We start from the raw sequence: 22,435 nt of genomic DNA, 5'->3' as shown, positions 1-22,435 counted from the left end.
TCGTTTATTATAGAAACAGAACACAGACTGGTTCTGGTGCATGGACATCTTTTTGAAGTAATGTGAGTTTACCTGTTTCAACATCTCTTGCAAAAAGGCTTAAATTATCAGTAATCATATTTGCGACCACCATGAATTTGTTGTCTGGTGTTAAGTTGAAGTCACGTGGATGTTCACCTTCAGTTGGAATATGTTCAACAAGTTCTAATGTATAATCATCATTAACTTTAAAGACAGCTATAGAGTCATGACCACGATTACTTGCATAAACAAACTTACCATCATTACTGATGCGAATTGCTCCACCTGAGCTCTTAATACCTTCTTCAGGTAAAGTATTGATTGTTTGGACATGTACTAAATCAAAGTCTTCATCACGAACGACATCAATAGTATTGTTGAGTTCTCCAAAGATGTAAATATAAGGTTCAGTAGGGTGGAAGACAAGATGTCTTGGTCCCATTCCATCTGCAGTTTTATAAGTTGCAATCTCATTCATAAGGCGATATTTGCGAACTGTATCAAGTCCTAAATCACAAACAAAGACATCATCTGTCTTAGGATCAAAGTCAATAAAGTGAGCATGAGATCCTTTTGCATACTCAATGACACGATCTTCTTTTTTATCACGTGTTACTGTAATTGAACCTGCATGATAGTTAGCTTCATAGATTGAACCTTCGTTCTTATGGTAGCTCACATAACAAGGTTGAACACCTTCGTTAATACGAGTATATTCTAATTCCGCTTTATCGTCTTCAAAATGGTAAACTGCGATTCCAGCTTTATCATTTTCTTGATAAACACTAAAGAGTGTTTTACTTTCTTCATCAAAATCTAAGTATGTAGGGTTTTGTGTTTTTACTACTAGATTAAGATCTTTCAATTCTTGATTATTTTCGTCAAGAGTAATTTCATAAATACCTTCGCTTATTCGGCGAGTATATGTTCCTAATAGAATTTTAGTCATACGATTCCTCCTTATATTATAATAGCATAAACTTAAGAAAATTAATTTCATTTGCTTGGATAAAAACATGGATTCGATGAAAAAGGTAACCGAGATAGGGCTTATCATTGAATAGAAAAATCCAAAAGAGTACAATGGGGTTAGGAGGGTGAAATATGAGTAAAAAAATTAAAATTGTAACAATTGGTGGTGGTTCAAGTTATACACCAGAACTAATGGAAGGATTTATTAACCGTCGTGATAAATTAGACATTTCAGAACTATGGTTGGTTGACGTTGAAGCGGGTCGTGAAAAACTTGAAATCGTTGGCGAAATGGCGAAACGTATGGTTAAAGCGGCTGGTCTAGATTGGGAAGTTCATTTAACTCTTGATCGTCGTGAAGCGCTTCAAGGCGGAGCAGACTTTGTAACGACACAATTCCGTGTTGGACAATTAGACGCACGTGTTAAAGACGAAAGAATTCCTGCAAAATATGGTTTATTAGGACAAGAAACTAATGGAGCAGGTGGAATCTTTAAAGCGTTCCGTACAATTCCAGTAATCTTAGATATTATTAATGATATGCGTGAATTAGCACCAAATGCTTGGTTAATTGATTTTACTAACCCAGCAGGTATGGTTACTGAAGCAGCTATTAAAGTTGGTGGATGGAAACGTACAATTGGATTATGTAATATTCCAGTAGGGGCAACAAAAATGAACCATGAAGCTATGGGCTATGGTCCAGATGAGTCTGTATTATTTGAAAAATTCGCAGGCTTGAACCATTTCCACTGGCATCGTGTATGGGATAAAGACGGAACAGAAGTTACAGATAAACTTATTGATGCGTTCTATAACCCAGAAAGTGAATTTGCTAAGAAAAAACGTGCAGAAGTTGCGAATATTGCAGCAATTAACTACACATTAGAACAAGTTCAAGATTTAGGTATGTTACCTTGTCCATATCACCGTTACTATTACATTGAACGTGATATGTTAGAAGAAAGTTTAGAAAAATACAACAAACACCAAACACGTGCAGAAGAAGTTAAACGTACAGAAGCAGAACTCTTTGAACTTTACAAAGATCCTGCATTAGACTACAAACCAGAACAACTTGCAAAACGTGGTGGTGCACACTACTCAGATGCAGCATGTGAAATTATTTCATCAATTCATAATGATGGACGTGCAGTTATGACAGTAAGTACACAAAATAATGGTACTATTACTGACTTACCATATGACTGTGTCGTTGAAGTTACTTCTGTAATTACATCACATGGTGCTGAACCATTTAACTGGGGATCATTCCCACCAGCAGCACGCGGACAATTACAACTAATGAAATCAATGGAAGAATTAGTAATTGAAGCAGCAGCTACAGGTAACTATGGTAAAGCAATTCAAGCATTTAATGTGAACCCATTAATTCCAAGTGGAACATACGCTAAAGATCTATTGAATGAAATGTTAGTAGCTCACAAAGACTACTTACCACAATTTAAAGATAAGATTGCTGAATTAGAAGCAGCTGGCGTTACTTACATCGCTGATTAATAAAAGAAGGCAGATTCCCTTAAGGGTTTCTGCCTTTTACATGTTTTCTTCTTCGATGAGTTTTTGATAGCGTTCATAATCAAATGAAAAGATTAGTGCATATAATAAATCAAGAACTAATTGAATTGAAGTACGAGATGAGAATGATGCCATTTTGCGTATTAATGTTTCTTGGGGTGCTACATGAATGACTTCATCAGCGTACTCGACTAAAGGATTATCTTTAGGTCCGGTGATGAGTACAATATAGAGTCCACGAGCTCTTAGACTTTGAATGAGCGCTAGGTTACTTCGAGATACTCCATAGTATGACACCATGATAGTGACGCTATCTTGAGGCTGTGTGAGGGTCTTCATGTATTGGAATCCCACCATGCTCTCGAGGTTGCAATCTTTTTCAATTCTAAACAACTTGTATTGAAAGTCCTGACAGAGGATTAATGATTGTCCCGTCCCATATAAGTATGTGTGAGGGGCTTCGTGAATTTTTCGAGCAACCCTTGATAATTGTTTTTGATCTAGAATGTTGTAAGTATCCTGCATTGATTGAAAGTTCAATGCTAGAATATTTTCTAGAATTTGAGATTCTGACTCATCTTTAACAAAGGGGACATCATCGTGAATGCGTTTATCACTAAAGTGTGAACTTAGCTCTCGTGCTATTCGTAATTTGAAGTCACTAAAACCTTCGGTTCCCATTTTACGACAATAGCGCGTAATGGTTGCAGGCGATGTGAAGGTAGCATTCGCAAGTTCTTGTATCGTTAACGATGATACCTCCCTTTGATGAGTTAGAATATATTCTGAAATTTTAATTTCGGTTTCAGATAGATTATCGAAGTTTTGGATTTTATGAATGAGTAACATAATAACCTCCGTTTCTACTATTATACATTTTATAGATTGTTTTTGTGAATATAATTATGTATAATAGAAAAGCAGTTGGAGGATTGGCCGAGTGGCTTAAGGCACCATCTTGGAAAGGTGGCGAAGTGTAAGCTTCCGTGAGTTCGAATCTCATGTCCTCCGCCATATGAAACTACACCCACTTATTAGTGGGTTTTTATTTTGGAAACACATACAAAACCCCTACAAAATTTTAAAACTAAATTTGCATGTGTGATATATCTAAAAGTTTCAGAATCTGAAGTTTTTCACCATTGGTCTAAGCAAAAAAAGGCAACTACATATTATTGAGGAAATACTAATAATAAGACGAACTTTGATGATGTGAAAAGAGCATTAAAACTTTTGTGTTTTAATGCCCCCAAGTTTGATTGAACAAGAATACTCACATATCTAAACTTGGCAAAATTTCTACGATGGAACTTCCATGTAATTGCTAAAGTCTGGGAAATCAAACTTAACGGCATCATTAATAGCTTCGATAAATACTTCTTGATGTCCAAAATCATTTTGTTGCGACCTAAATTCAATTGAATAGCCTATCAATTGTGAGCCCTTTACATGAAAACTTACATTATCTATATTTACTGGATCGTCTTCATCTAATGGTGAGTCAAATGAATCTAATAGTGGCTTTGCATTATCATTCCTCTTTATCTAAGATGTATAAGATTCCACCATCCTTTGATTTCGTAGTAAAAATCTTCGAATCATAGAAGCTTGGGCTTTTTGTAAGGACAGTGAGCTGATACGCAACAACATTCATATCAAAGTAATCACCATATGCAAACTCAAGTGTTTCATGAGTTAACTGTTCCTTTAGTTGACCACTAGGAAAATCATAATAAATATATCCTTCATTGATATAAGTTGCTGTCAATTGTTCTCCCTCAACTAATGTTTCATTAATCATTTTAGCTTGAGGGAAGTCATTGAGATTATTTAAAGAGACTTTTCTTCCTGATAATAGATTGGGTTCGTTACTTAAGTGTAATAGATAAGATATTACATCACTTTCTATAATTTCATTGATTGCATTCTCTAAAACAGTCATGGATGAATCAGCATTGCTTGCTGTTTTTGCTCATCTGCTTCAGGTTTCTTAGCGCAAGCTGTCAACATTATTAACGCTATCAAGATAACACTTACTTTTCTTTTCATAGGCCCTCCTTATTATTTACTTCTAGTCTATCATAAGCAAAAGTACTGTGGACAGCTAGTGTTCCAATAAGTAAACAGTATAAATATATAACATTATACTTTTGCAAGGGAATTAACTTATAATAAAAGTATCGTGATTCAATGGTTTTGATTAAAAAAGACACAAATGAATATCTCTTTCAACTAATGTAGGTGTATATTATAGGTAGAGATACAAGAGGTGATTTTTTGAAAGTTATATTCCTAGATATCGATGGTGTTATTAACAGTAACTTTTACTATCATAAAGTTAATCGTGAGTCTGAGAGATGTTACATGTTTTTGAGTCGCGAACTGATACTAAAACTTAAAGATATTGTTATGAAAACGGGGCAGTTATTGTGTTGTCTTCTTCATGGCGTACCTCTTTCAATCAAGATATGAAGCCAAGAAGCATCATGGCAGAATACTTACTAACTGCACTTGAGCGAGAAAATTTATCTTTGTTTGATAAAACTAATGTATATGGGGTTGATCGATATAAGGAAATAAAAGAATGGTTAAGTAATCATCCGATTGTTGAAACGTTTGTAATTCTAGATGACATAGATTTTCATTGGAAAGAATTAGAAAAACATTGGATTCGTTGTGACCCTAATATTGGGATAAGTGCCAAAAATATAGAAGAAGCAGTAAATATACTTAACTCCTAAGGTAGCTTTCATAATAACTACCAAAAACGTACTTATATAGAGCTAAAATACATAAAAATGATTTTATTATTGTTAGTTTGTGATATTATTATTACAGGAGGGAATTTATGAAGAACAAAACAAATAGAGGAGTAAAAATTGCTTTGGTATTAGTTGCTATGTTTGCTTTATTAGCAGGCTGTAGTTCTAAGCCAAAGAGCGGTTTAACTGATCAAGAGATTGCTACTATGCAAGTTGACAACAAGAGCATGAAAGAGCAAATCGAAGCGATCACAAACAAGATTCAAGTTAGAGAAGAAACAATGACTTCATTAGAGCTACAACTGTTAAATGTTGTTGATCCTTATAAGGGAACAGCTTTAGAAGGTAAAGTGGAATCTTTAACATTAATCATGGAAGATAAGAATGCAGAGAAACCAAGCATCTTTGAATTATCCATTGAAGATGGTCCTACTAATTCTTTATTGTCAGCTGTAATCGAAGGATTAGAAGTAGGTAAAAATTATAAAGTAATCTTCGTAGGTATCAATGGAATGTCAGATTCAAGAACAATTGGTAAAGTTGCTCGTATCGAACCAATTAACTAATATAGTTTATATAAAAACCGACCAAAACTTGTTATCAAGTAAGGTCGGTTTTTTTGACTTATGAATTACTGTTGTGAGTATTTAAGTGATGCTTTAGAATGATTCCAACGATAATAATAAATAAGTAATACCCAGAAAATAGTATTATTGAATCTCTAACACTTAAAAGTGAGGTATCTTGTTTTGTATAGATATAAATATCATAAAAAACTATAAGCATTAGTGCGTATATTAGGCTAGTGATTTCACCTTTTGTTATCAGGTAAGCTAATAAAAAGAGGGAAAACAATAGCAATAAACCAATAACTCGATCAAGTGAGAAAAAGTCATTAATACCAAAGGTAAACATTACATGAACGTTGATTCCAGTAAGTAATAACGCAGGTAGATAAGCAAATAACTTATATGTGGTCAGTAAATAACTCTTTGTTTCTTGCTTCATATTTTCCTCCCTGTAAGCCTATTGAAGTCACTATTTATGACATCTATATTATAACATTTAAGAGTTGGAGGAATGTTAATGCTTGGTTAAATCCTATGATGAGAGCTTATTGTAACCGAGGTAACAAAGAATCAATTGGACTATTACTCCCCAGAAATTGAGAGGTAAGAGCATGAGACTTACTATATACAGCGCTAGAGTAACAATAGCCATTATTCGAGAATTGTTATACCACGCTAAGTAATTGGTAATGCTTGCTACTAATATCGTAAGAACGTGAAATGGAAGTAAATTGCTTAAGCTTAACTCTTTCAGCTGATTTAACAGATTAGCTTGCTTAAAATCCAAGTGATTCGACAGGAAATAGACAACAATCATTAAATAAATTAAGTTGATAAACAATGACGCTAATAAATATTGGTCTCTTTTTGGTTTGAGTCGGGCTTTGATATTAGAAAGAGACTCGTGGATTTGATTAGGATTTTCGATTAATATTTCATCTCGTGTAATGATGCTTTCACTTGTAAGTTCACTTGTAGTATCGGAATCTATTGGTAAATCTTGAAATGTGTTAGAAGAAACTTCAACTTCCTCAACTTCTTCTGTATAGACTTCATCAATAGGATTCACTTCTACCACACTAGATTCGTGTGTAATCGTTTCATTAAATTGAGTATCTTCTGAGATTGAAGTGTCTTCCTTTGCTGATTTAAACAACATGATACTAAGTATAAACAAAAGTAATCCGGAAACGCTTGTTAAAGCTAGAAGAATAAAGTCATTTTTTACAAATTGCTGAAAAGCTAAAGTGACTGCTACAACGGATAATATTAGAATAAGTATTGGTAGTATGTATTTTTTCATGTGAAGCCTCCAAGAACCTAGCTACATCAATTATAGACTAGATTTATGCATGAATCAAAAGAGAAATACCTATATCTTGGAAGTGTTATTAAAAGAATGATAAAGGTTTGGGAAAAACTTTGGCTTGTTTATTTTATCAAGGTAAAGAATAGTGTTTGTGAATGGCTTTGAAAGGCACTTTCATATAAAAAAACTCCACAAATGTGAAGTTTATTCTTGACCATAATGGTTGTTGTTATCTACCATTATGAAGTAAATTTCAGCTTTATCGCTAGAACCATTCCACTTGAAAATTAGTTTACTAATCAGTGGTCTCGTATTCGTACGGAGTTCTTTTATTATTACTGCAGTTTTTGGACCTTCTTCTTTAAGAATCCAATCAGATGCTTTAACGTCTTTTCCATACTCTTTGAATTTAGCTATGATGAACTCTTCTTTACTTTGAGTAGTAACTACTACTTCGGTCTTAGATGGTTCTTCAATCTCAACAGGAGCTGACTCTTCTTTTTTATCAGAAGTGCTCTCTATAATGGCTTCTTTCTCAGAATTATTGGTTTCGTTTGGTGCGGGTGTATTAATATTTACTGTGCAGCCACCAAGTAATAACGAAATTAAACTGATTATAATGCGTTTCTTCATTATAATTGCCTCCTTTCACTACAGCCCTGGACATTCGGGATGAATGATTCGACCTTGTATAGAATACCACAATAATTTGATAAGACAATCAAATGTACTGAAAGTACGATTTAGTGTTACGAATCATTGTTTTTAGCTAAAAGTGTTGTTATACTTTATTATGAAATGAGGGATTGTTATGACATTTAAACAATTTAAGAAAAAAATGATGCGTCGACAAACTGAGTCTTTTAAGTTTCGTCCTAAAGAGTTGTTAAGATTTAATACTGCGCACGATAAATTTGCGAAAAATAATATGATTATTTCTATTATCTCAATGGTTGTTGTAATCGCGATAATTTTTGCTAAACCTAGTGATATTGTAAGTTTAGTAGTCTGTGCAATTACTTTGTCTGTACTTATTTACTCACAGTATTTTAGTAAAGGATACAAAGAAGTACATTCGATCTTAAAAGAAATGTACGAACAAGTAAAATAGTGCCGAAAGGTACTTTTTTTGAAAGGATAACCATTTATGATTCATATAATTCTACAAGGTAGAGTCCAAGGGGTAGGGTGTCGATGGCTCTGTAAAATGTTGGCTGATAAATTAATCATCACGGGTACAGTAAGTAACTTAGATAATGGTGATGTAGAAATTTATGCTCAAGGTAGTCAAGAATCGCTTGATGTATTTCTTTCTGAAATTAAGAAAGGTTTATCTCCGGTAATGAAAGTGAATTCTATGACAATTAGTGACGTTGATACTGACAAAACGATGAACAACTTTGTTATAATATAAACAAGAGGAGATGATACTATGGATGAAATGAAACTTCAAATACTTGATCGAGTAAAGTACATTGCGGAACATTTTGATTCTTTAGATCTTGTGGACATGGTAACGTTGTTTGTTGCCTGTGCAACCATGTTTGATGTACACAGTGAACACGAACCCTTTTACTCATCGTATTTAAAGATAGTACGACAAATGGTACTTGCTAAACAGCTTGGGGCATCTCTGGATGAACCAGTTTATCGATTAATCGAAAAAATAGAACATCAAATGTGATGTTCTATTTTTATATTATTTTGTTAATTCGATAAAATCATCGATACGCTTAGCAACAACGTCAAGACTAGATTTCCAGAAGTTAATATCTGTGACATCAATGTCTGCCATTTTCGCAACGTCTTCACAACTTGCAGTTGGTGTAGCTTTGAGAAGTGCTTGGTATTTTGGAACAAAGTCTTTTCCTTCTTCTTCAAATTGGTGGTAAAGACCTAATGCGAAGAGCCCCCCAAAGGCATAAGGGAAGTTATAGAAGCTAAGTTCACCACTATAGTAGTGTCCTTTATTGATCCACATGTATGGATGCATAGCATTTTCATCAAGTCCATCTCCATAGGTATCCCTTTGTGCTTGCAACATAATTTCTTTTAAATCTTTAGCAAAGAGGAACTCTTCTTTTCTGCGTTTGAATACTTCCGTTTCAAATTTGTAACGGGAAAGAATATCGACAGTTATTTGAGCTAAATCACTGATTGAGTTTTCGATGAGTACAATCTTTTCTTCATCGCTAACTGTTTTAAGAGCAGCATTCAACACAATGTTTTCGCAGAATGTCGATGCAGTCTCAGCTACAGGCATTGTATAATCGGTATTCAGAATTGCAAGGTCTTCAATCATGTATCCGTGATAAGCATGACCCAATTCGTGAGCAAGCGTGATAATATCAGAAATACTTCCTCCAAAATTTGTTAAGATATAACTTTGTTTAATCTGTGGTTGATTACTACAGAATGCTCCACCAGATTTACCTTCTTTAGGTAAGAAGTCAATCCACTTATTCTCGTAAGCAGTACGTGTCATTTCACTCAAGTCATCGGAGAAATCAGCGAAACTAGAAACGATCATCTCTTTTGATTCTTCGATGGTGTATGTTTTTGGATTCGATGTTTCAAATGGTGCGAAAAGATCATACCAAGGAAGGGAATCTTTATGTCCTAATAGTTTAGCCTTATGTTTAAAGAACTTTCTAAATGTTGGTAAATACTCCTCAATTGCAGCAATCAATGCATCTAATGTCTCTTGGCTTAATCGAGAGTTTATGAGGGTTTGTTCTAATGGAGAGCTATATCCTCGAAGTTCGGAAAGTGTGTTCACTTCTCCCTTAATACTGTTGAGTGCAAATGCTACACTCTCTTCGATTGGTTTGTAGAGCTCTAGTTCTTTTTCATAAGCAGCTTTTCGAACGGTTTGATCGCTATCATATGCTAAGTTACGAATTGAAGAAAGTGTTTGTGTTTCTCCATTCAATTCAATGGTTGTCATAGCTGTTAAGTAAGTTTGAAGTTGACTCCAGTTATTGGAAGCGTTAATTTTCATTTTTGATACAACTTCTTCAGCATCGTCACTTAAGTTATAGGAACTTTGATCAATAATTTCTTGAAGCATGAATTCATATTCTTTAATTTTATCGTTGCTATTAACCCAAATAGGGAATTCGTCACGGTGTTTGCTTAAGAATGTCTTGAATCGAGCGTAAGGTTTAGCTGTACTACTCATGATTGGTTGTAGGATACCAAGCTTTTGATTTGTTACAGCATCTGTAGCATCAGTAGATAAGTTTAATGAAATATAGCTAGATAGAGACATAGCTAGAGTGTAGAAAGCTTCTTCGGTCTCAAGCCATTTTACTAAATCAGCTTGAGTTTCTAAATTCTGTGATAATGAGTCCATAGTTCTAATAATCTTTTTTAGCTCATTAATATCACTGTCAAATTTTTCGTTGTATGCAGGATAAAGTGCATCGAGTGACCATGTGTACATATTTTATATTCTCCTTTAATTTATGAAACAATTATATCACAACAACATTTATTTTCATTGTTTTTCAGAAAGATATTGTAATTTGTTTTGTCCTTTGATACTATGGATTTAGAAAGGTCGGGGTACAATGTCGACAATTCACAATTTACAAGCAAGTAAGAGCTTTTTCTTTTTCTTTAGTTAAACGGTTAATTTCGCCATCGAGATTAACCATTTTCCAATGGAAATCGACATGGCTCCTTAAGTATTCATTTTAAAGCCATGTTGTATACATGGCTTTTTTACTTGAATAGGAGGAAACTATGAAAAAAATCATTGTAACGCTTTTAATGGTAATGCTAGTATTGACAGGGTGTTCAGAGAAAAGTGGAGAGAAACCTACAATTGGAGTTCTTCAACTAGCTGAACATAAATCTCTTGACGCGACATATCAAGGGATGATTGATGTTCTTGATGAGAAACTTGGAAAAGATAACTATGATGTGAATCTAAAGAATGCCCAAGGGAATATGACAAATGTGCAGTTGATAGCTGAACAGTTTGTAAAGGATAAAGTAGATATTATATATGCGATTGGAACGAATGCTGCTCAGACTGCCTATAATGTGACAGAAGGAACTGACACAGTTGTGGTATTTAATGCAGTTACTGATCCTGTTGCAGCAGGACTAGTTGAGTCAAACGATAAACCTGGAGAAAGAATTACAGGGGTAAGTGATATATCACCTGCTAAGAAGCAGTTTCAACTTGTTAAAGAATTGCTACCAGAGGTTAAACGAGTGGGTATTGTTTACAACATTGCAGAGGTTAACTCTAAGGTACAAATAGAAACGCTAGTCCCTATAGCAGAAGAAATGGGTATTGAGATACTTTCTCAAGGAGTAGCGACGATGCAAGATTTACCGCTAGCTGCAAAACAATTGGCTTCAAAAGTTGATGCGTTCTATAACACGACTGACAACATGGTTGTATCTGCCACTTCAACGATTGTAGATGTTGCTAATGAGGCAAGAATTCCTGTGTTTGCTTCAGAAGATGGTGCTTTTGATGAGGGGATCTTAGCAACAGAGTCACTCAGCTATCTAAAACTTGGTAGACGTGGTGGAGATATTGTTTATGATATATTACGTGGTACTAAGAAAGCTCAAGAGATACCAGTCGTAGTTTCAGAAGAGACAGAATTATTTATCAATAAAGACCAGGCAAAAGATTTAGGTATAGAATTAAGTAAAGAAACACTATCAAGAATTTCAAATCAATAGTAAGCGGTGAATAGTTTAGTGCTTTTGATTGATTGAATAATGAAAATATACAAATTTATTACATTTGCTTGCAAAGAAATGTAAACAATGATATGGTTATTTCAGAAAGGTTGGGAATATTATGATTAATACCAATATTATTACATCTCAAGCCCAACAATGGAGCTTCTATTATTACTTTAGTTAATCGGTTAATAGCCTCGTGGATATTAACCTTTTGTGTTTGCTAAAGTATCTACAGGCTCCATACAAAATTCTTCTTAGTTATTCAATGATTATGATGAAGCCGTGTAGAAACGGCTTTTTTGTTATTTGAGATACAAGGAGAGAGAAAAATGAAGAGAATGAAGAAAATTAGTGTTGTATTATTTGTCAGTTTGTTATTACTGGCTGGTTGTTCAAAGAAAAATAAAGACGAAATTACAATTGGAGTGTTACAGTGGGCGCAGCATCCTGCATTAAATGATTCTTTAGAAGGAATGATGGAAGGATTAAAGCAAGCGGGATTGGAAAATGCAAATGTGCAAATCAAAGTGGTTAATGAAGATGCTAGTACTGCTACAATGGCTGCTTCCCAGTTTGTTAGTCAAGGAGTTGATCTAATCTTTACAATCGCAACACCTGCTGCACAGACTGCACTAGTTGCTGTTGAAAATACGAACATACCTGTAGTGTTTAGTGCAGTGACGGATGCAAAGGCAGCGGGTCTTGTAGAAAATATTGACAGTCCTGAAGGGGCAATCACTGGAGTTAGCGATCTTCCGCCAGTTAAGAAACAACTAGAACTGATGAAAACAATGTTTCCTGAAATGAAGAAGCTTGGAATCCTTTTTAATACTAGTGAAGCAAATAGTACAAGCCAAATTGAAGAAGTGAAGAAAATAGCGAGTCCTTTAGGAATTGAAATAGTTACCCAAGGTATTAGTAAGCCGAGTGAACTTGCGATTGCAGCAGCTCAGATAACTAAATCAGTTGATGCCATCTACATAATTCCTGATAACACCATTGCTTCACAAGCTGGATTAGTAGTAAACCAAGCAAGTGAGCTTAAAGTCCCAGTGTTTATGGCGGAATCCGGACAATTCGATCAAGGAATCCTTGCAACTGATTCTATTAGTTACAAATCACTTGGTATTCAAGCAGGGATTATGATTAAAGAAATATTGGTGGATAAAAAACCGATTCAGTCAATTCCGGTTCAAACTGCTCAAGAGACTGAATTAATTATCAGCCAGAAAATGGCGGATGAACTTGGAATTCAAATTCCAAAAGAATTATTAGAAAGAGCAGAGATTCGATAGTATGTTAGATTTCATTATAAGTGTAGGTGTTCAAGGCTTACTGTATGGTATTTTGTCAATGGGAGTCATGATTTCCTATAGAATCTTAGATATTCCTGATTTGAGTGTTGATGGTACCTTTCCATTAGGGGTTGCTGTCAGTGCTATCTTAATAGTTAATGGAGTTAACCCTTGGATTGCTTTACTTGCTTCTTTAATAGCAGGGTTAATAGCTGGTTCAATTACTGGTTTATTACATGTTAAATTAGGAATCAGTTCCTTATTAAGTGGGATACTCGTAATGACTGGATTATACTCTATTAATCTAATGGTTGCAGGGAGCTCTAATGTTCCGCTCTTTGCTCATAACACTTTATTTGTTACTAAGAACTTAAGTGGATTAAATTTGCCTGACTTCGTTTTGAAATACTACCAAATTATTGTGCTATTCATCTTAACAATGATAGTTAAGGTCATAATTGATTTACTTCTTAAAACAAGATTTGGATATTTATTAAAAGTAACAGGTGATAATGAGGGTTTAGTTACAACCTTGGGTCATGATGTCGGGACAGTGAAAATCTTCGGATTAGCAATTGCGAATGGTATTGTTGCATTCAGTGGTGGTATTGCTGCTTCGGTTGGAAGAACATTTGATATTAGCTTAGGTACTGGAATGGTGGTTCTTGGATTGTCCTCAGTAATCCTAGGTACAACATTATTTGGAAAATTAAAGATTAAACAAACGACAATGGTTATTCTGGGTTCAATTGTTTACCGATTAATTATTGCGATTGCATTAGAATTAAACATGAATCCGCAACATTTAAATCTTGCGACAGTCATTATCTTTGTAGTAGCTATTGTGTTAAATAAAAGTAAAGTTGCGAAGAAGATTGGGATGGGAGAAATATTATGATGTTAACATTAAAGAATATAGATAAGACATTTAATGGTGGAACGAGTGCAGAGTCTTCCTTATATAATGATTTAAACTTAGAAATAGAAAAAGGAGAGTTTGTTACTATCATTGGGTCCAATGGATCTGGCAAGTCAACATTGCTTAATTTAATTTGTGGTCAACTTAAACCTGATGATGGCTTCATTGAGTTTGATAAACAAAATTTGTTGAAGATTAAAGGATTTCAACGATTCAAACGAATCTCACGCGTTTACCAAGACCCTCTTGCAGGAACATCTCCTTCCTTAACTGTGATCGAAAACTTATCGCTAGCTTCAGGTAAAGGGAAGCTTTTCACGCTAAGAAAATTATCTACTCAAGATGAGAGAAAACATTTCATAGAACTATTGAAAACTTTAGATATGAACTTAGAAGATAAACTGGATGTAAAGGTTGCACAATTGTCTGGTGGACAGCGTCAAGCTCTATCCTTATTAATGGCACTCATGAATAATCCAGATGTACTTCTTTTGGATGAACATACTGCTGCTCTTGATCCTAAAAGTTCGGAGGCAATTATGGCCTTAACAGATAAGATGATAAAAGAGAAAAACATTACATCTGTTATGGTAACTCATAATCTAAACCATGCCTTGGAATATGGAAGCAGATTGTTGATGTTTCATGAAGGTAAAATCATCCATGATATTAAAGGTGAAGAAAAACAACGGCTTAATAGAGACCAGTTAATTAATATGTTTATGGAATATGAGAATTCTTTTGTCGAAACACTATAATTTATTAGAAGTTATAGTGTTTCTTTTTTTCTAAAACGCAGTGTTTAGAGGGATAAAATGGTGTAGATGTGAAGAAAATGAAAATAAAAAATAAAAAGTTGTTAAAAGCGTTGACAGTGAATAGAATGAATGATATTATGTACAAGCGCTAAGGGAACGAGGCGCAAAAAGGTCTTTGAAAACTAAACAGGAAACGTCAATTTCAATAGTAATTTTAGATAGAAATAAACTCGTCAGAGTTAAAGAGAAAGAATCAAATGGAGAGTTTGATCCTGGCTCAGGATGAACGCTGGCGGCGTGCCTAATACATGCAAGTCGAACGAAGAGCGAAGAAGTTTACTTTTTCAATCTTAGTGGCGAACGGGTGAGTAATACATAAGCAACCTGCCTCACTGCCTGGGATAACTGATGGAAACGTCAGCTAATACCGGATAGCTTATCTTAAGACATCTTAAGATAATTAAAGATGGGATACATCACAATGAGATGGGCTTATGGCGCATTAGTTAGTTGGTAAGGTAACGGCTTACCAAGACGATGATGCGTAGCCGACCTGAGAGGGTGACCGGCCACACTGGGACTGAGACACGGCCCAGACTCCTACGGGAGGCAGCAGTAGGGAATTTTCGGCAATGGGGGAAACCCTGACCGAGCAACGCCGCGTGAGTGAAGAAGGCCTTCGGGTTGTAAAGCTCTGTTGTAAGGGAAGAACAAGTGTGAGAGGGAATGCTCATGCTATGACGGTACCTTACCAGAAAGCCACGGCTAACTACGTGCCAGCAGCCGCGGTAATACGTAGGTGGCAAGCGTTATCCGGAATTATTGGGCGTAAAGGGAGCGCAGGCGGTTTATTAAGTTTATGGTGAAAGTTCGGGGCTCAACCCCGTGATGCCATAGAAACTGGTAGACTTGAGTGCAGGAGAGGTTAGTGGAATTCCATGTGTAGCGGTAAAATGCGTAGATATATGGAGGAACACCAGTGGCGAAGGCGGCTAACTGGCCTGTAACTGACGCTGAGGCTCGAAAGCGTGGGGAGCAAATAGGATTAGATACCCTAGTAGTCCACGCCGTAAACGATGGATACTAAGTGTTGGAGAAATTCAGTGCTGTAGTTAACGCAATAAGTATCCCGCCTGGGGAGTATGCGCGCAAGCGTAAAACTCAAAGGAATTGACGGGGGCCCGCACAAGCGGTGGAGTATGTGGTTTAATTCGAAGCAACGCGAAGAACCTTACCAGGTCTTGACATACCACGCAAAAGCATAGAGATATGTAATAGTTATGGTGGATACAGGTGGTGCATGGTTGTCGTCAGCTCGTGTCGTGAGATGTTGGGTTAAGTCCCGCAACGAGCGCAACCCTTGTCTTCAGTTACCAGCATTAAGTTGGGGACTCTGGAGAGACTGCCGGTGATAAACCGGAGGAAGGTGGGGATGACGTCAAATCATCATGCCCCTTATGATCTGGGCTACACACGTACTACAATGGCGTATACAGAGGGCAGCGAAGCAGTGATGTGGAGCGAATCTCAGAAAGTACGTCTCAGTTCGGATTGGAGTCTGCAACTCGACTCCATGAAGTCGGAATCGCTAGTAATCGCGAATCAGAATGTCGCGGTGAATACGTTCTCGGGCCTTGTACACACCGCCCGTCAAACCATGAGAGTTGGTAATACCCGAAGCCGGTGGCCTAACCCGAAAGGGAGGGAGCCGTCGAAGGTAGGACCGATGATTGGGGTTAAGTCGTAACAAGGTATCCCTACCGGAAGGTGGGGATGGATCACCTCCTTTCTAAGGAGTAATACACTTAAGAAAGAAGCGGAATTGACACAAAGTTTCCTGTTTAGTTTTGAGAGGCTTTTTAATAAGAATCTCAGAAGAAATGAATGATCTTTGAAAACTGAATAATAGAGAAGACAATAGATAGAAATAGAGATATAGACATCAGTAGGTCTTTTCGAATAGTTGAAAACTAGATTTACATCAAGTTAAACAAACAGTAACTTAAGCAAAGCGAACACACGTTTATCAACAGCTGATAAACACAAAAACTGATTTTAAACAATCAGGCGCAAAACCATGTGATTAAATATGGAAGGGCGTACGGTGGATGCCTAGGCACTAAGAGTCGAAGAAGGACGCGACTAACAGCGAAATGCCTCGGGGAGTGGTACGTACACAATGATCCGGGGGTATCCGAATGGGGGAACCCAGTACTGGTAATGCAGTATTACACATGTATGAATACATAGTACATGCTGAGACAACCTTGCGAATTGAAACATCTTAGTAGCAAGAGGAAAAGAAAACAACAGTGATTCCCTGAGTAGTGGCGAGCGAAACGGGAAGAGCCCAAACCAACTTTAGAGTTGGGGTAGTAGGACCATGATGTGGGATTAGTCAAAGTTAGTTGAATGGCATTGAAAGGCCAGTCGTAGAAGGTGCAAACCCTGTAAACGAAAACAGCGACTACCCTAATGGAATCCTGAGTACGGCGAGGCACGTGAAACCTTGTCGGAATCAACCGGGACCACCCGGTAAGGCTAAATACTCCTTAGTGACCGATAGTGAACCAGTACCGTGAGGGAAAGGTGAAAAGAACCGCGGAAGCGGAGTGAAATAGAACCTGAAACCGTATGCTTACAAGAAGTCAGAGCCCGTTAAAGGGTGATGGCGTGCCTTTTGTAGAATGAACCGGCGAGTTACTCATAATGTGCGAGGTTAAGTTTTAAAAGACGGAGCCGAAGCGAAAGCGAGTCTTAATAGGGCGAAATAGTACATTGTGGTAGACCCGAAACGAGGTGATCTAGCCATGACCAGGTTGAAGTTTGGGTGAAACCAAATGGAGGACCGAACCGACCATCGTTGAAAAGCTGGCGGATGAGTTGTGGCTAGGGGTGAAATACCAATCGAACCTCGATATAGCTGGTTCTCCCCGAAATAGCTTTAGGGCTAGCGTCATTGGAATGACTTTGGAGGTAGAGCACTGAATGTATGATGGCCCCATCTCGGGGTACTGATTATAATCAAACTCCGAATGCCAAAGTAGAAATAGATGGCAGTCAGACTGTGGGTGATAAGGTCCATAGTCGAAAGGGAAACAGCCCAGATCGCCAGTTAAGGTCCCAAAATACATGCTAAGTGGAAAAGGATGTGGGGATGCACAGACAACTAGGAGGTTGGCTTAGAAGCAGCCACCCTTGAAAGAGTGCGTAACAGCTCACTAGTCGAGTGACCCTGCGCCGAAAATGTACCGGGGCTAAGCATGATACCGAAACTGCGAATTTATAGTAATATAAGTGGTAGGGGAGCGTTCTATACCGCGTTGAAGATGTACCGTAAGGAGCGTTGGAGCGTATAGAAGTGAGAATGCCGGTGTGAGTAGCGAGAGGTCAGTGAGAATCTGACCCACCGATTGCCTAAGGATTCCAGGGGAAGGCTCGTCCTCCCTGGGTAAGTCGGGACCTAAGATGAGGCTGAAAAGCGTAGTCGATGGACAACAGGTTGATATTCCTGTACCCGAATCATAAGTGAAGGAATGACAGAGAAGGCTAGATTGAGCAGGCGAATGGAAGAGCCTGTCTAAGCGAAGGAGCAGTGTGGTAGGCAAATCCGCCACATAATGCAAAGGCGTGATGGGGAGTGAACCCGTGAGGAAGTAACGAAGCAATTGATGCCAGCTCTCGAGAAAAGTTTCTAGCGTTAATTATGATTTGGCCCGTACCAAAACCGACACAGGTAGGCAAGGAGAGAATCCTAAGGTGAGCGAGAGAACTGTTGCCAAGGAACTCGGCAAAATGACCCCGTAACTTCGGGAGAAGGGGTGCTCTTGTAAAAGGGAGCCGCAGTGAAGAGGCCCAAGCGACTGTTTAACTAAAACACAGCTCTCTGCAAAGTCGCAAGACGAAGTATAGGGGGTGACGCCTGCCCGGTGCTGGAAGGTTAAGGGGATGTGTTAGACCTTGAGTCGAAGCATTGAACTGAAGCCCCAGTGAACGGCGGCCGTAACTATAACGGTCCTAAGGTAGCGAAATTCCTTGTCGGGTAAGTTCCGACCCGCACGAAAGGCGTAACGATTTGGGCGCTGTCTCGGCAGCAGACTCGGTGAAATCTTAGTACCGGTAAAGATGCCGGTTACCCGCAACTAGACGGAAAGACCCCATGGAGCTTTACTGTAGCTTGATATTGAACTTTGAATTTACATGTACAGGATAGGTGGGAGACTATGAAGCATGGACGCTAGTCTATGTGGAGTCATCATTGGGATACCACTCTTGTAAGTTTGAAGTTCTAACCGCAACCCGTTATCCGGGTTCGGGAGAGTGTCAGGTGGGCAGTTTGACTGGGGCGGTCGCCTCCTAAAGAGTAACGGAGGCGCCCAAAGGTACCCTCAGATTGGTTGGAAATCAATCGACGAGCGTAAAGGCAGAAGGGTGCTTGACTGCGAGACATACAGGTCGAGCAGGGACGAAAGTCGGGCTTAGTGATCCGGCGGTACCGCGTGGAAGGGCCGTCGCTTAACGGATAAAAGCTACCCTGGGGATAACAGGCTGATCTCGCCCAAGAGTTCACATCGACGGCGAGGTTTGGCACCTCGATGTCGGCTCATCGCATCCTGGAGCTGAATTCGGTTCCAAGGGTTGGGCTGTCCGCCCATTAAAGCGGTACGCGAGCTGGGTTCAGAACGTCGTGAGACAGTTCGGTCCCTATCTGTTGTGGGCGTAGGAAATTTGAGGAGCGCTGCCCCTAGTACGAGAGGACCGGGGTGGACATACCGCTGGTGTACCAGTTGTCCTGCCAAGGGCACGGCTGGGTAGCTAAGTATGGACTGGATAAGCGCTGAAAGCATCTAAGCACGAAGCCAACTCCAAGATGAGATTTCCCATACGTAAGTAGTAAGACCCCTGAGAGACGATCAGGTTGATAGGTCAGAGGTGGAAGCATAGCAATATGTGTAGCTGACTGATACTAATAGGTCGAGGATTTAATCACACACCACAACTATTTGAAAAGAACTAAGAGTCACACTTTATTATTCAGTTTTGAGAGATTATCTCTCAGTAAAAGCAATTGATCTGGTGATAGTTGCGAAGTGGTCACACCTGTTCCCATCCCGAACACAGAAGTTAAGCACTTTAGCGGCGACAATAGCTAGGCACGCTCTAGTGAAGATAGCTCATTGCCAGGTAATTCGGAACACCTTCTCGGTGTTCTTTTTTTTGTGCTTAAAGTTCGTATATTGGTACTGTATATCCCTTGATTATAATGATATAATGATGTTCCTAGCTTATTTTTTATGAATGTTAACAAAAGATCATATTCAATGAATTCATATGTTATATAATAGTATTAACAACCATATAATGTGAAATCGTTAAGAATACTTATCTATTCTCATTTGTATGCTATAATTTAATGTTATATAACAATGTTTTCACCAATTTTTAACATTAGATGGTATAATACAGGGGTGAGTATGAGGTAATGAATATTTTGAAACACATGTTATAAATAAGATAGTTGTTGTATAATAAGTGTGAGGTTTTTTATTATAAAACTCATTAATTAATCGAAATTTACTACTAGGAGGAACGTAAATGATTGAAATCAGAGACTTGCGAAAGGTATTTGATAATGGCTTTGAAGCTCTCAAGAAAGTTAACTTTACAGTTGAAGAAGGTGACTTAATTTGTTTGCTAGGACCATCAGGTTGTGGTAAGACTACAATCCTAAACTTAATTGCAGGATTACTCGATCCAACAGAAGGGGATATTCTAAACAACGGCGTCACTATGATTGATAAACACCCTAAAGATCGTGACATCGGTTTTGTATTCCAAAACTACGCTCTTTACCCACATATGACAGTATTGGAGAATGTTATGTTCCCATTACGTGTAGGTGAAAAGAAAATTCCAAAAGAGGAAGCTGAAAAAATTGCTCGTAAATTTATGAAGCTAACAAGTATTGAAGAATTAGAAAATAAGAAACCAGGTACAATGTCTGGTGGACAACAACAACGTGTTGCGATTACACGTGCACTTGTACAAAATCCAAACATTTTATTACTTGATGAACCATTATCAAATCTTGATGCTCGTCTACGACTACGAATTCGTGAGGAGATTCGTCGTTTAGTTAAAGAAGTTGGGATTACTACAATTTTTGTTACTCATGACCAAGAGGAAGCGTTATCAATTAGTGACAAAATTGTTCTTATGGATGAAGGTGTCATTCAACAACATGATGACCCTCAAAACTTATATTTAGAGCCAAATAATCTATTTGTTGCTAAATTTATTGGAAACCCAGTCATCAATATCTTACCAGTCGATATTGCTAATGGAAGTGTCAAAGGTAGTGACTTTGAATTTAGTACAAGTGATTTTATTCCTGAACGCTTTAAACAAGAATTATCAGATGGAAAATACCTATTAGGTGTACGTCCTGAAGATATTCATGTCAATCAAGAATCATCACTATTTGAAGTAACAGTTGATAGTGTTGAATTAATTGGACGTGAACGTATTCTAAACTTTAAATTAGATGGTGAACATGCAAAATCAATCGTAACAATTGATGAAATGATTAACCATGGTGATGTAATTAAATGTTCATTTAATTATCCACGTATTTATCTCTTTAAAGAAACAGGGGAGCGTGTTTATTAATGTTCAACTCGATAAAAAGAAAGTTTACTGCCTATAGCGCTGAAAACCAACCAAAAGCTTGGCTTTATTTATTGCCTACATTGCTTATTGTTGGATTATTCAATATCTATCCTTTAATTCGTTCTTTTTGGTTATCATTACAAAAAGGAACCTTATTAAATCTCAGTTTTACTGGATTTGATAACTATGTCCGAGTAATTAATGACAGTGTATTTCAAACTGCAATGAAGAATACTGCAATCTATGCATTCTTCGTTGTTCCTATCTGTCTTGTTATTTCATTACTTATCTCATGGTTAGTATTTGAAAAGATTAAGAAGACAAAAATTCAAAGTGTATTTGAAACAATCTTCTTTATTCCTTATGTAACAAGTACATTAGCTATTGGTATTGTATTTAAATATTTCTTTAACGGTGATTACGGAATTATTAACCATATACTTAGCTGGTTCAATGTACCTGCAGTAAACTGGTTGGATAATCCAGCAATGGCTTTAACAACACTCATTATCTTTGGTGTTTGGTCAGGCCTTGCATTTAACATCATTATCCTTCTTGCAGGTCTACGTAATATTTCAGAAGAATACTATAAAGTAGCTGATATGTTTGGGGCAAGTAATTGGGAGAAGTTCTACCGTATTACCTTACCTCAATTAATACCTACAGTTACATTCTTACTAACAGTAAACTTTATTAGTGCATTCAAGGTTTATTCCCAAGTATATGCTCTGTTTGGAGGATCTGCTGGTCCAGCGAATAGTGCTCAAACTGCAGTGTATTATATCTATGATAAGTTCCACGTTGCTCAGCGTCCAGGGGTCGCTATGGCAGCTACAGTTATTCTGTTCATCCTTATCTTATTGTTTACATTTGTGCAAAATAAACTCTTAAGAAAGGTGGAAGAATAGT

Annotated in this window: 19 protein-coding genes, 1 tRNA gene, 3 rRNA genes and 1 pseudogene; 16 read left to right on the top strand and 8 right to left on the bottom strand. The window is 37.3% G+C overall.

The window, feature by feature from the left end:
* Nucleotides 1–7: 7 nt before the first annotated feature.
* The gene (locus tag G7059_RS08260; protein ID WP_166081610.1) at nt 8–970 is read right to left on the bottom strand and encodes a lactonase family protein; all 963 of its coding nucleotides are present in this window, start codon (nt 968–970) and stop codon (nt 8–10) included.
* 155 nt (nt 971–1,125) lie between these two features.
* Here G7059_RS08260 and G7059_RS08255 point away from each other — a divergent pair, with 155 nt between their 5' ends.
* Nucleotides 1,126–2,514 (top strand): 6-phospho-beta-glucosidase, encoded by a 1,389-nt coding sequence (locus G7059_RS08255; RefSeq protein WP_166081609.1) that lies wholly within the window; start codon nt 1,126–1,128, stop codon nt 2,512–2,514.
* A 36-nt stretch (nt 2,515–2,550) separates the two neighbouring features.
* Here the strand turns inward: G7059_RS08255 and G7059_RS08250 are convergent, their stop codons facing one another.
* The gene (locus G7059_RS08250; protein ID WP_166081608.1) at nt 2,551–3,381 is read right to left on the bottom strand and encodes a MurR/RpiR family transcriptional regulator; all 831 of its coding nucleotides are present in this window, start codon (nt 3,379–3,381) and stop codon (nt 2,551–2,553) included.
* Nucleotides 3,382–3,458: 77 nt separating this feature from the next.
* On the opposite strand from G7059_RS08250, the gene G7059_RS08245 reads away from it, so the two are divergent.
* A tRNA-Ser gene (locus tag G7059_RS08245) sits at nt 3,459–3,546 on the top strand.
* Between the two features lie 285 nt (nt 3,547–3,831).
* On the opposite strand, the gene G7059_RS10595 is transcribed toward G7059_RS08245, so the two are convergent.
* A complete protein-coding gene (locus G7059_RS10595; RefSeq protein WP_255489620.1) occupies nt 3,832–3,966 on the bottom strand; it encodes a hypothetical protein in 135 nt (44 codons plus the stop codon).
* 97 nt (nt 3,967–4,063) lie between these two features.
* Nucleotides 4,064–4,474 (bottom strand): hypothetical protein, encoded by a 411-nt coding sequence (locus tag G7059_RS08240; RefSeq protein WP_166081607.1) that lies wholly within the window; start codon nt 4,472–4,474, stop codon nt 4,064–4,066.
* 481 nt (nt 4,475–4,955) lie between these two features.
* Here G7059_RS08240 and G7059_RS08235 point away from each other — a divergent pair.
* Nucleotides 4,956–5,273: pseudogene (locus G7059_RS08235) on the top strand (HAD domain-containing protein); the annotation flags it as partial.
* Between the two features lie 107 nt (nt 5,274–5,380).
* Nucleotides 5,381–5,860, top strand: coding sequence for a hypothetical protein (locus tag G7059_RS08230; protein ID WP_166081605.1), 480 nt, complete (start codon nt 5,381–5,383; stop codon nt 5,858–5,860).
* 58 nt (nt 5,861–5,918) lie between these two features.
* Here the strand turns inward: G7059_RS08230 and G7059_RS08225 are convergent, their stop codons facing one another.
* The 3 genes from G7059_RS08225 to G7059_RS08215 all read right to left on the bottom strand — a co-directional run bounded on the left by G7059_RS08225 (nt 5,919) and on the right by G7059_RS08215 (nt 7,805).
* A complete protein-coding gene (locus G7059_RS08225; protein ID WP_166081604.1) occupies nt 5,919–6,302 on the bottom strand; it encodes a hypothetical protein in 384 nt (127 codons plus the stop codon).
* Nucleotides 6,303–6,395: 93 nt separating this feature from the next.
* Nucleotides 6,396–7,166 carry a hypothetical protein gene (locus tag G7059_RS08220; RefSeq protein WP_166081603.1) on the bottom strand — a complete coding sequence of 257 codons (771 nt, stop codon included), beginning with the start codon at nt 7,164–7,166 and terminating at the stop codon, nt 6,396–6,398.
* A 210-nt stretch (nt 7,167–7,376) separates the two neighbouring features.
* Nucleotides 7,377–7,805, bottom strand: coding sequence for a hypothetical protein (locus G7059_RS08215; RefSeq protein WP_166081602.1), 429 nt, complete (start codon nt 7,803–7,805; stop codon nt 7,377–7,379).
* Between the two features lie 178 nt (nt 7,806–7,983).
* On the opposite strand from G7059_RS08215, the gene G7059_RS08210 reads away from it, so the two are divergent.
* The 3 genes from G7059_RS08210 to G7059_RS08200 are packed head-to-tail and all read left to right on the top strand — an operon-like array spanning nt 7,984 to nt 8,856.
* The gene (locus G7059_RS08210) at nt 7,984–8,283 is read left to right on the top strand and encodes a hypothetical protein (RefSeq protein WP_166081601.1); all 300 of its coding nucleotides are present in this window, start codon (nt 7,984–7,986) and stop codon (nt 8,281–8,283) included.
* Nucleotides 8,284–8,319: 36 nt separating this feature from the next.
* Nucleotides 8,320–8,586 (top strand): acylphosphatase, encoded by a 267-nt coding sequence (locus tag G7059_RS08205; protein ID WP_166081600.1) that lies wholly within the window; start codon nt 8,320–8,322, stop codon nt 8,584–8,586.
* Between the two features lie 18 nt (nt 8,587–8,604).
* Entirely contained in the window at nt 8,605–8,856 is a 252-nt protein-coding gene (locus tag G7059_RS08200) for a hypothetical protein (RefSeq protein ID WP_166081599.1), read from the top strand.
* A gap of 15 nt (nt 8,857–8,871) precedes the next feature.
* Here the strand turns inward: G7059_RS08200 and G7059_RS08195 are convergent, their stop codons facing one another.
* Nucleotides 8,872–10,617: a M3 family oligoendopeptidase gene (locus tag G7059_RS08195; protein ID WP_166081598.1), complete on the bottom strand. Its 1,746-nt coding sequence runs from the start codon at nt 10,615–10,617 to the stop codon at nt 8,872–8,874.
* 302 nt (nt 10,618–10,919) lie between these two features.
* On the opposite strand from G7059_RS08195, the gene G7059_RS08190 reads away from it, so the two are divergent.
* The 9 genes from G7059_RS08190 (at nt 10,920) to G7059_RS08150 (ending at nt 22,434) form a co-directional block, all read left to right on the top strand.
* On the top strand, nt 10,920–11,879 hold the full coding sequence (locus G7059_RS08190) for an ABC transporter substrate-binding protein (RefSeq protein ID WP_166081597.1): 960 nt from the start codon (nt 10,920–10,922) through the stop codon (nt 11,877–11,879).
* Between the two features lie 335 nt (nt 11,880–12,214).
* Nucleotides 12,215–13,180 carry an ABC transporter substrate-binding protein gene (locus G7059_RS08185; protein ID WP_240920484.1) on the top strand — a complete coding sequence of 322 codons (966 nt, stop codon included), beginning with the start codon at nt 12,215–12,217 and terminating at the stop codon, nt 13,178–13,180.
* Nucleotide 13,181: 1 nt separating this feature from the next.
* Nucleotides 13,182–14,078, top strand: coding sequence for an ABC transporter permease (locus G7059_RS08180; RefSeq protein WP_166081596.1), 897 nt, complete (start codon nt 13,182–13,184; stop codon nt 14,076–14,078).
* On the top strand, nt 14,078–14,857 hold the full coding sequence (locus tag G7059_RS08175; protein ID WP_166082099.1) for an ABC transporter ATP-binding protein: 780 nt from the start codon (nt 14,078–14,080) through the stop codon (nt 14,855–14,857). Before G7059_RS08180 ends, G7059_RS08175 begins: the two co-directional genes overlap by 1 nt.
* A 254-nt stretch (nt 14,858–15,111) precedes the next feature.
* Nucleotides 15,112–16,646 (top strand): 16S ribosomal RNA (locus G7059_RS08170).
* Nucleotides 16,647–16,938: 292 nt separating this feature from the next.
* Nucleotides 16,939–19,847 (top strand): 23S ribosomal RNA (locus tag G7059_RS08165).
* A gap of 82 nt (nt 19,848–19,929) precedes the next feature.
* A 5S ribosomal RNA gene (gene rrf, locus G7059_RS08160) occupies nt 19,930–20,043 on the top strand.
* The 16S, 23S and 5S rRNA genes sit together here, the layout of an rRNA operon.
* A gap of 409 nt (nt 20,044–20,452) precedes the next feature.
* The gene (locus G7059_RS08155) at nt 20,453–21,526 is read left to right on the top strand and encodes an ABC transporter ATP-binding protein (RefSeq protein WP_166081595.1); all 1,074 of its coding nucleotides are present in this window, start codon (nt 20,453–20,455) and stop codon (nt 21,524–21,526) included.
* The gene (locus G7059_RS08150; protein ID WP_166081594.1) at nt 21,526–22,434 is read left to right on the top strand and encodes a carbohydrate ABC transporter permease; all 909 of its coding nucleotides are present in this window, start codon (nt 21,526–21,528) and stop codon (nt 22,432–22,434) included. Before G7059_RS08155 ends, G7059_RS08150 begins: the two co-directional genes overlap by 1 nt.
* Nucleotide 22,435: the final 1 nt, after the last annotated feature.

Origin of the sequence: Erysipelothrix sp. HDW6A (assembly GCF_011400295.1) — a bacterium.
In the GTDB taxonomy this organism is placed as follows: domain Bacteria; phylum Bacillota_I; class Bacilli_A; order Erysipelotrichales; family Erysipelotrichaceae; genus Erysipelothrix.
The sequence above is the reverse complement of the archived record's forward strand: the minus strand, read 5'-3'. Positions and strand labels throughout refer to the sequence as shown.

Coding starts and splice junctions, on each gene's coding strand:
- G7059_RS08260 (WP_166081610.1), bottom strand. CDS start 970: ATGACTAAAATTCTATTAGGAACATATACTCGCCGAATAAGCGAAGGT.
- G7059_RS08255 (WP_166081609.1), top strand. CDS start 1,126: ATGAGTAAAAAAATTAAAATTGTAACAATTGGTGGTGGTTCAAGTTAT.
- G7059_RS08250 (WP_166081608.1), bottom strand. CDS start 3,381: ATGTTACTCATTCATAAAATCCAAAACTTCGATAATCTATCTGAAACC.
- G7059_RS08240 (WP_166081607.1), bottom strand. CDS start 4,474: ATGACTGTTTTAGAGAATGCAATCAATGAAATTATAGAAAGTGATGTA.
- G7059_RS08230 (WP_166081605.1), top strand. CDS start 5,381: ATGAAGAACAAAACAAATAGAGGAGTAAAAATTGCTTTGGTATTAGTT.
- G7059_RS08225 (WP_166081604.1), bottom strand. CDS start 6,302: ATGAAGCAAGAAACAAAGAGTTATTTACTGACCACATATAAGTTATTT.
- G7059_RS08220 (WP_166081603.1), bottom strand. CDS start 7,166: ATGAAAAAATACATACTACCAATACTTATTCTAATATTATCCGTTGTA.
- G7059_RS08215 (WP_166081602.1), bottom strand. CDS start 7,805: ATGAAGAAACGCATTATAATCAGTTTAATTTCGTTATTACTTGGTGGC.
- G7059_RS08210 (WP_166081601.1), top strand. CDS start 7,984: ATGACATTTAAACAATTTAAGAAAAAAATGATGCGTCGACAAACTGAG.
- G7059_RS08205 (WP_166081600.1), top strand. CDS start 8,320: ATGATTCATATAATTCTACAAGGTAGAGTCCAAGGGGTAGGGTGTCGA.
- G7059_RS08200 (WP_166081599.1), top strand. CDS start 8,605: ATGGATGAAATGAAACTTCAAATACTTGATCGAGTAAAGTACATTGCG.
- G7059_RS08195 (WP_166081598.1), bottom strand. CDS start 10,617: ATGTACACATGGTCACTCGATGCACTTTATCCTGCATACAACGAAAAA.
- G7059_RS08190 (WP_166081597.1), top strand. CDS start 10,920: ATGAAAAAAATCATTGTAACGCTTTTAATGGTAATGCTAGTATTGACA.
- G7059_RS08185 (WP_240920484.1), top strand. CDS start 12,215: ATGAAGAGAATGAAGAAAATTAGTGTTGTATTATTTGTCAGTTTGTTA.
- G7059_RS08180 (WP_166081596.1), top strand. CDS start 13,182: ATGTTAGATTTCATTATAAGTGTAGGTGTTCAAGGCTTACTGTATGGT.
- G7059_RS08175 (WP_166082099.1), top strand. CDS start 14,078: ATGTTAACATTAAAGAATATAGATAAGACATTTAATGGTGGAACGAGT.
- G7059_RS08155 (WP_166081595.1), top strand. CDS start 20,453: ATGATTGAAATCAGAGACTTGCGAAAGGTATTTGATAATGGCTTTGAA.
- G7059_RS08150 (WP_166081594.1), top strand. CDS start 21,526: ATGTTCAACTCGATAAAAAGAAAGTTTACTGCCTATAGCGCTGAAAAC.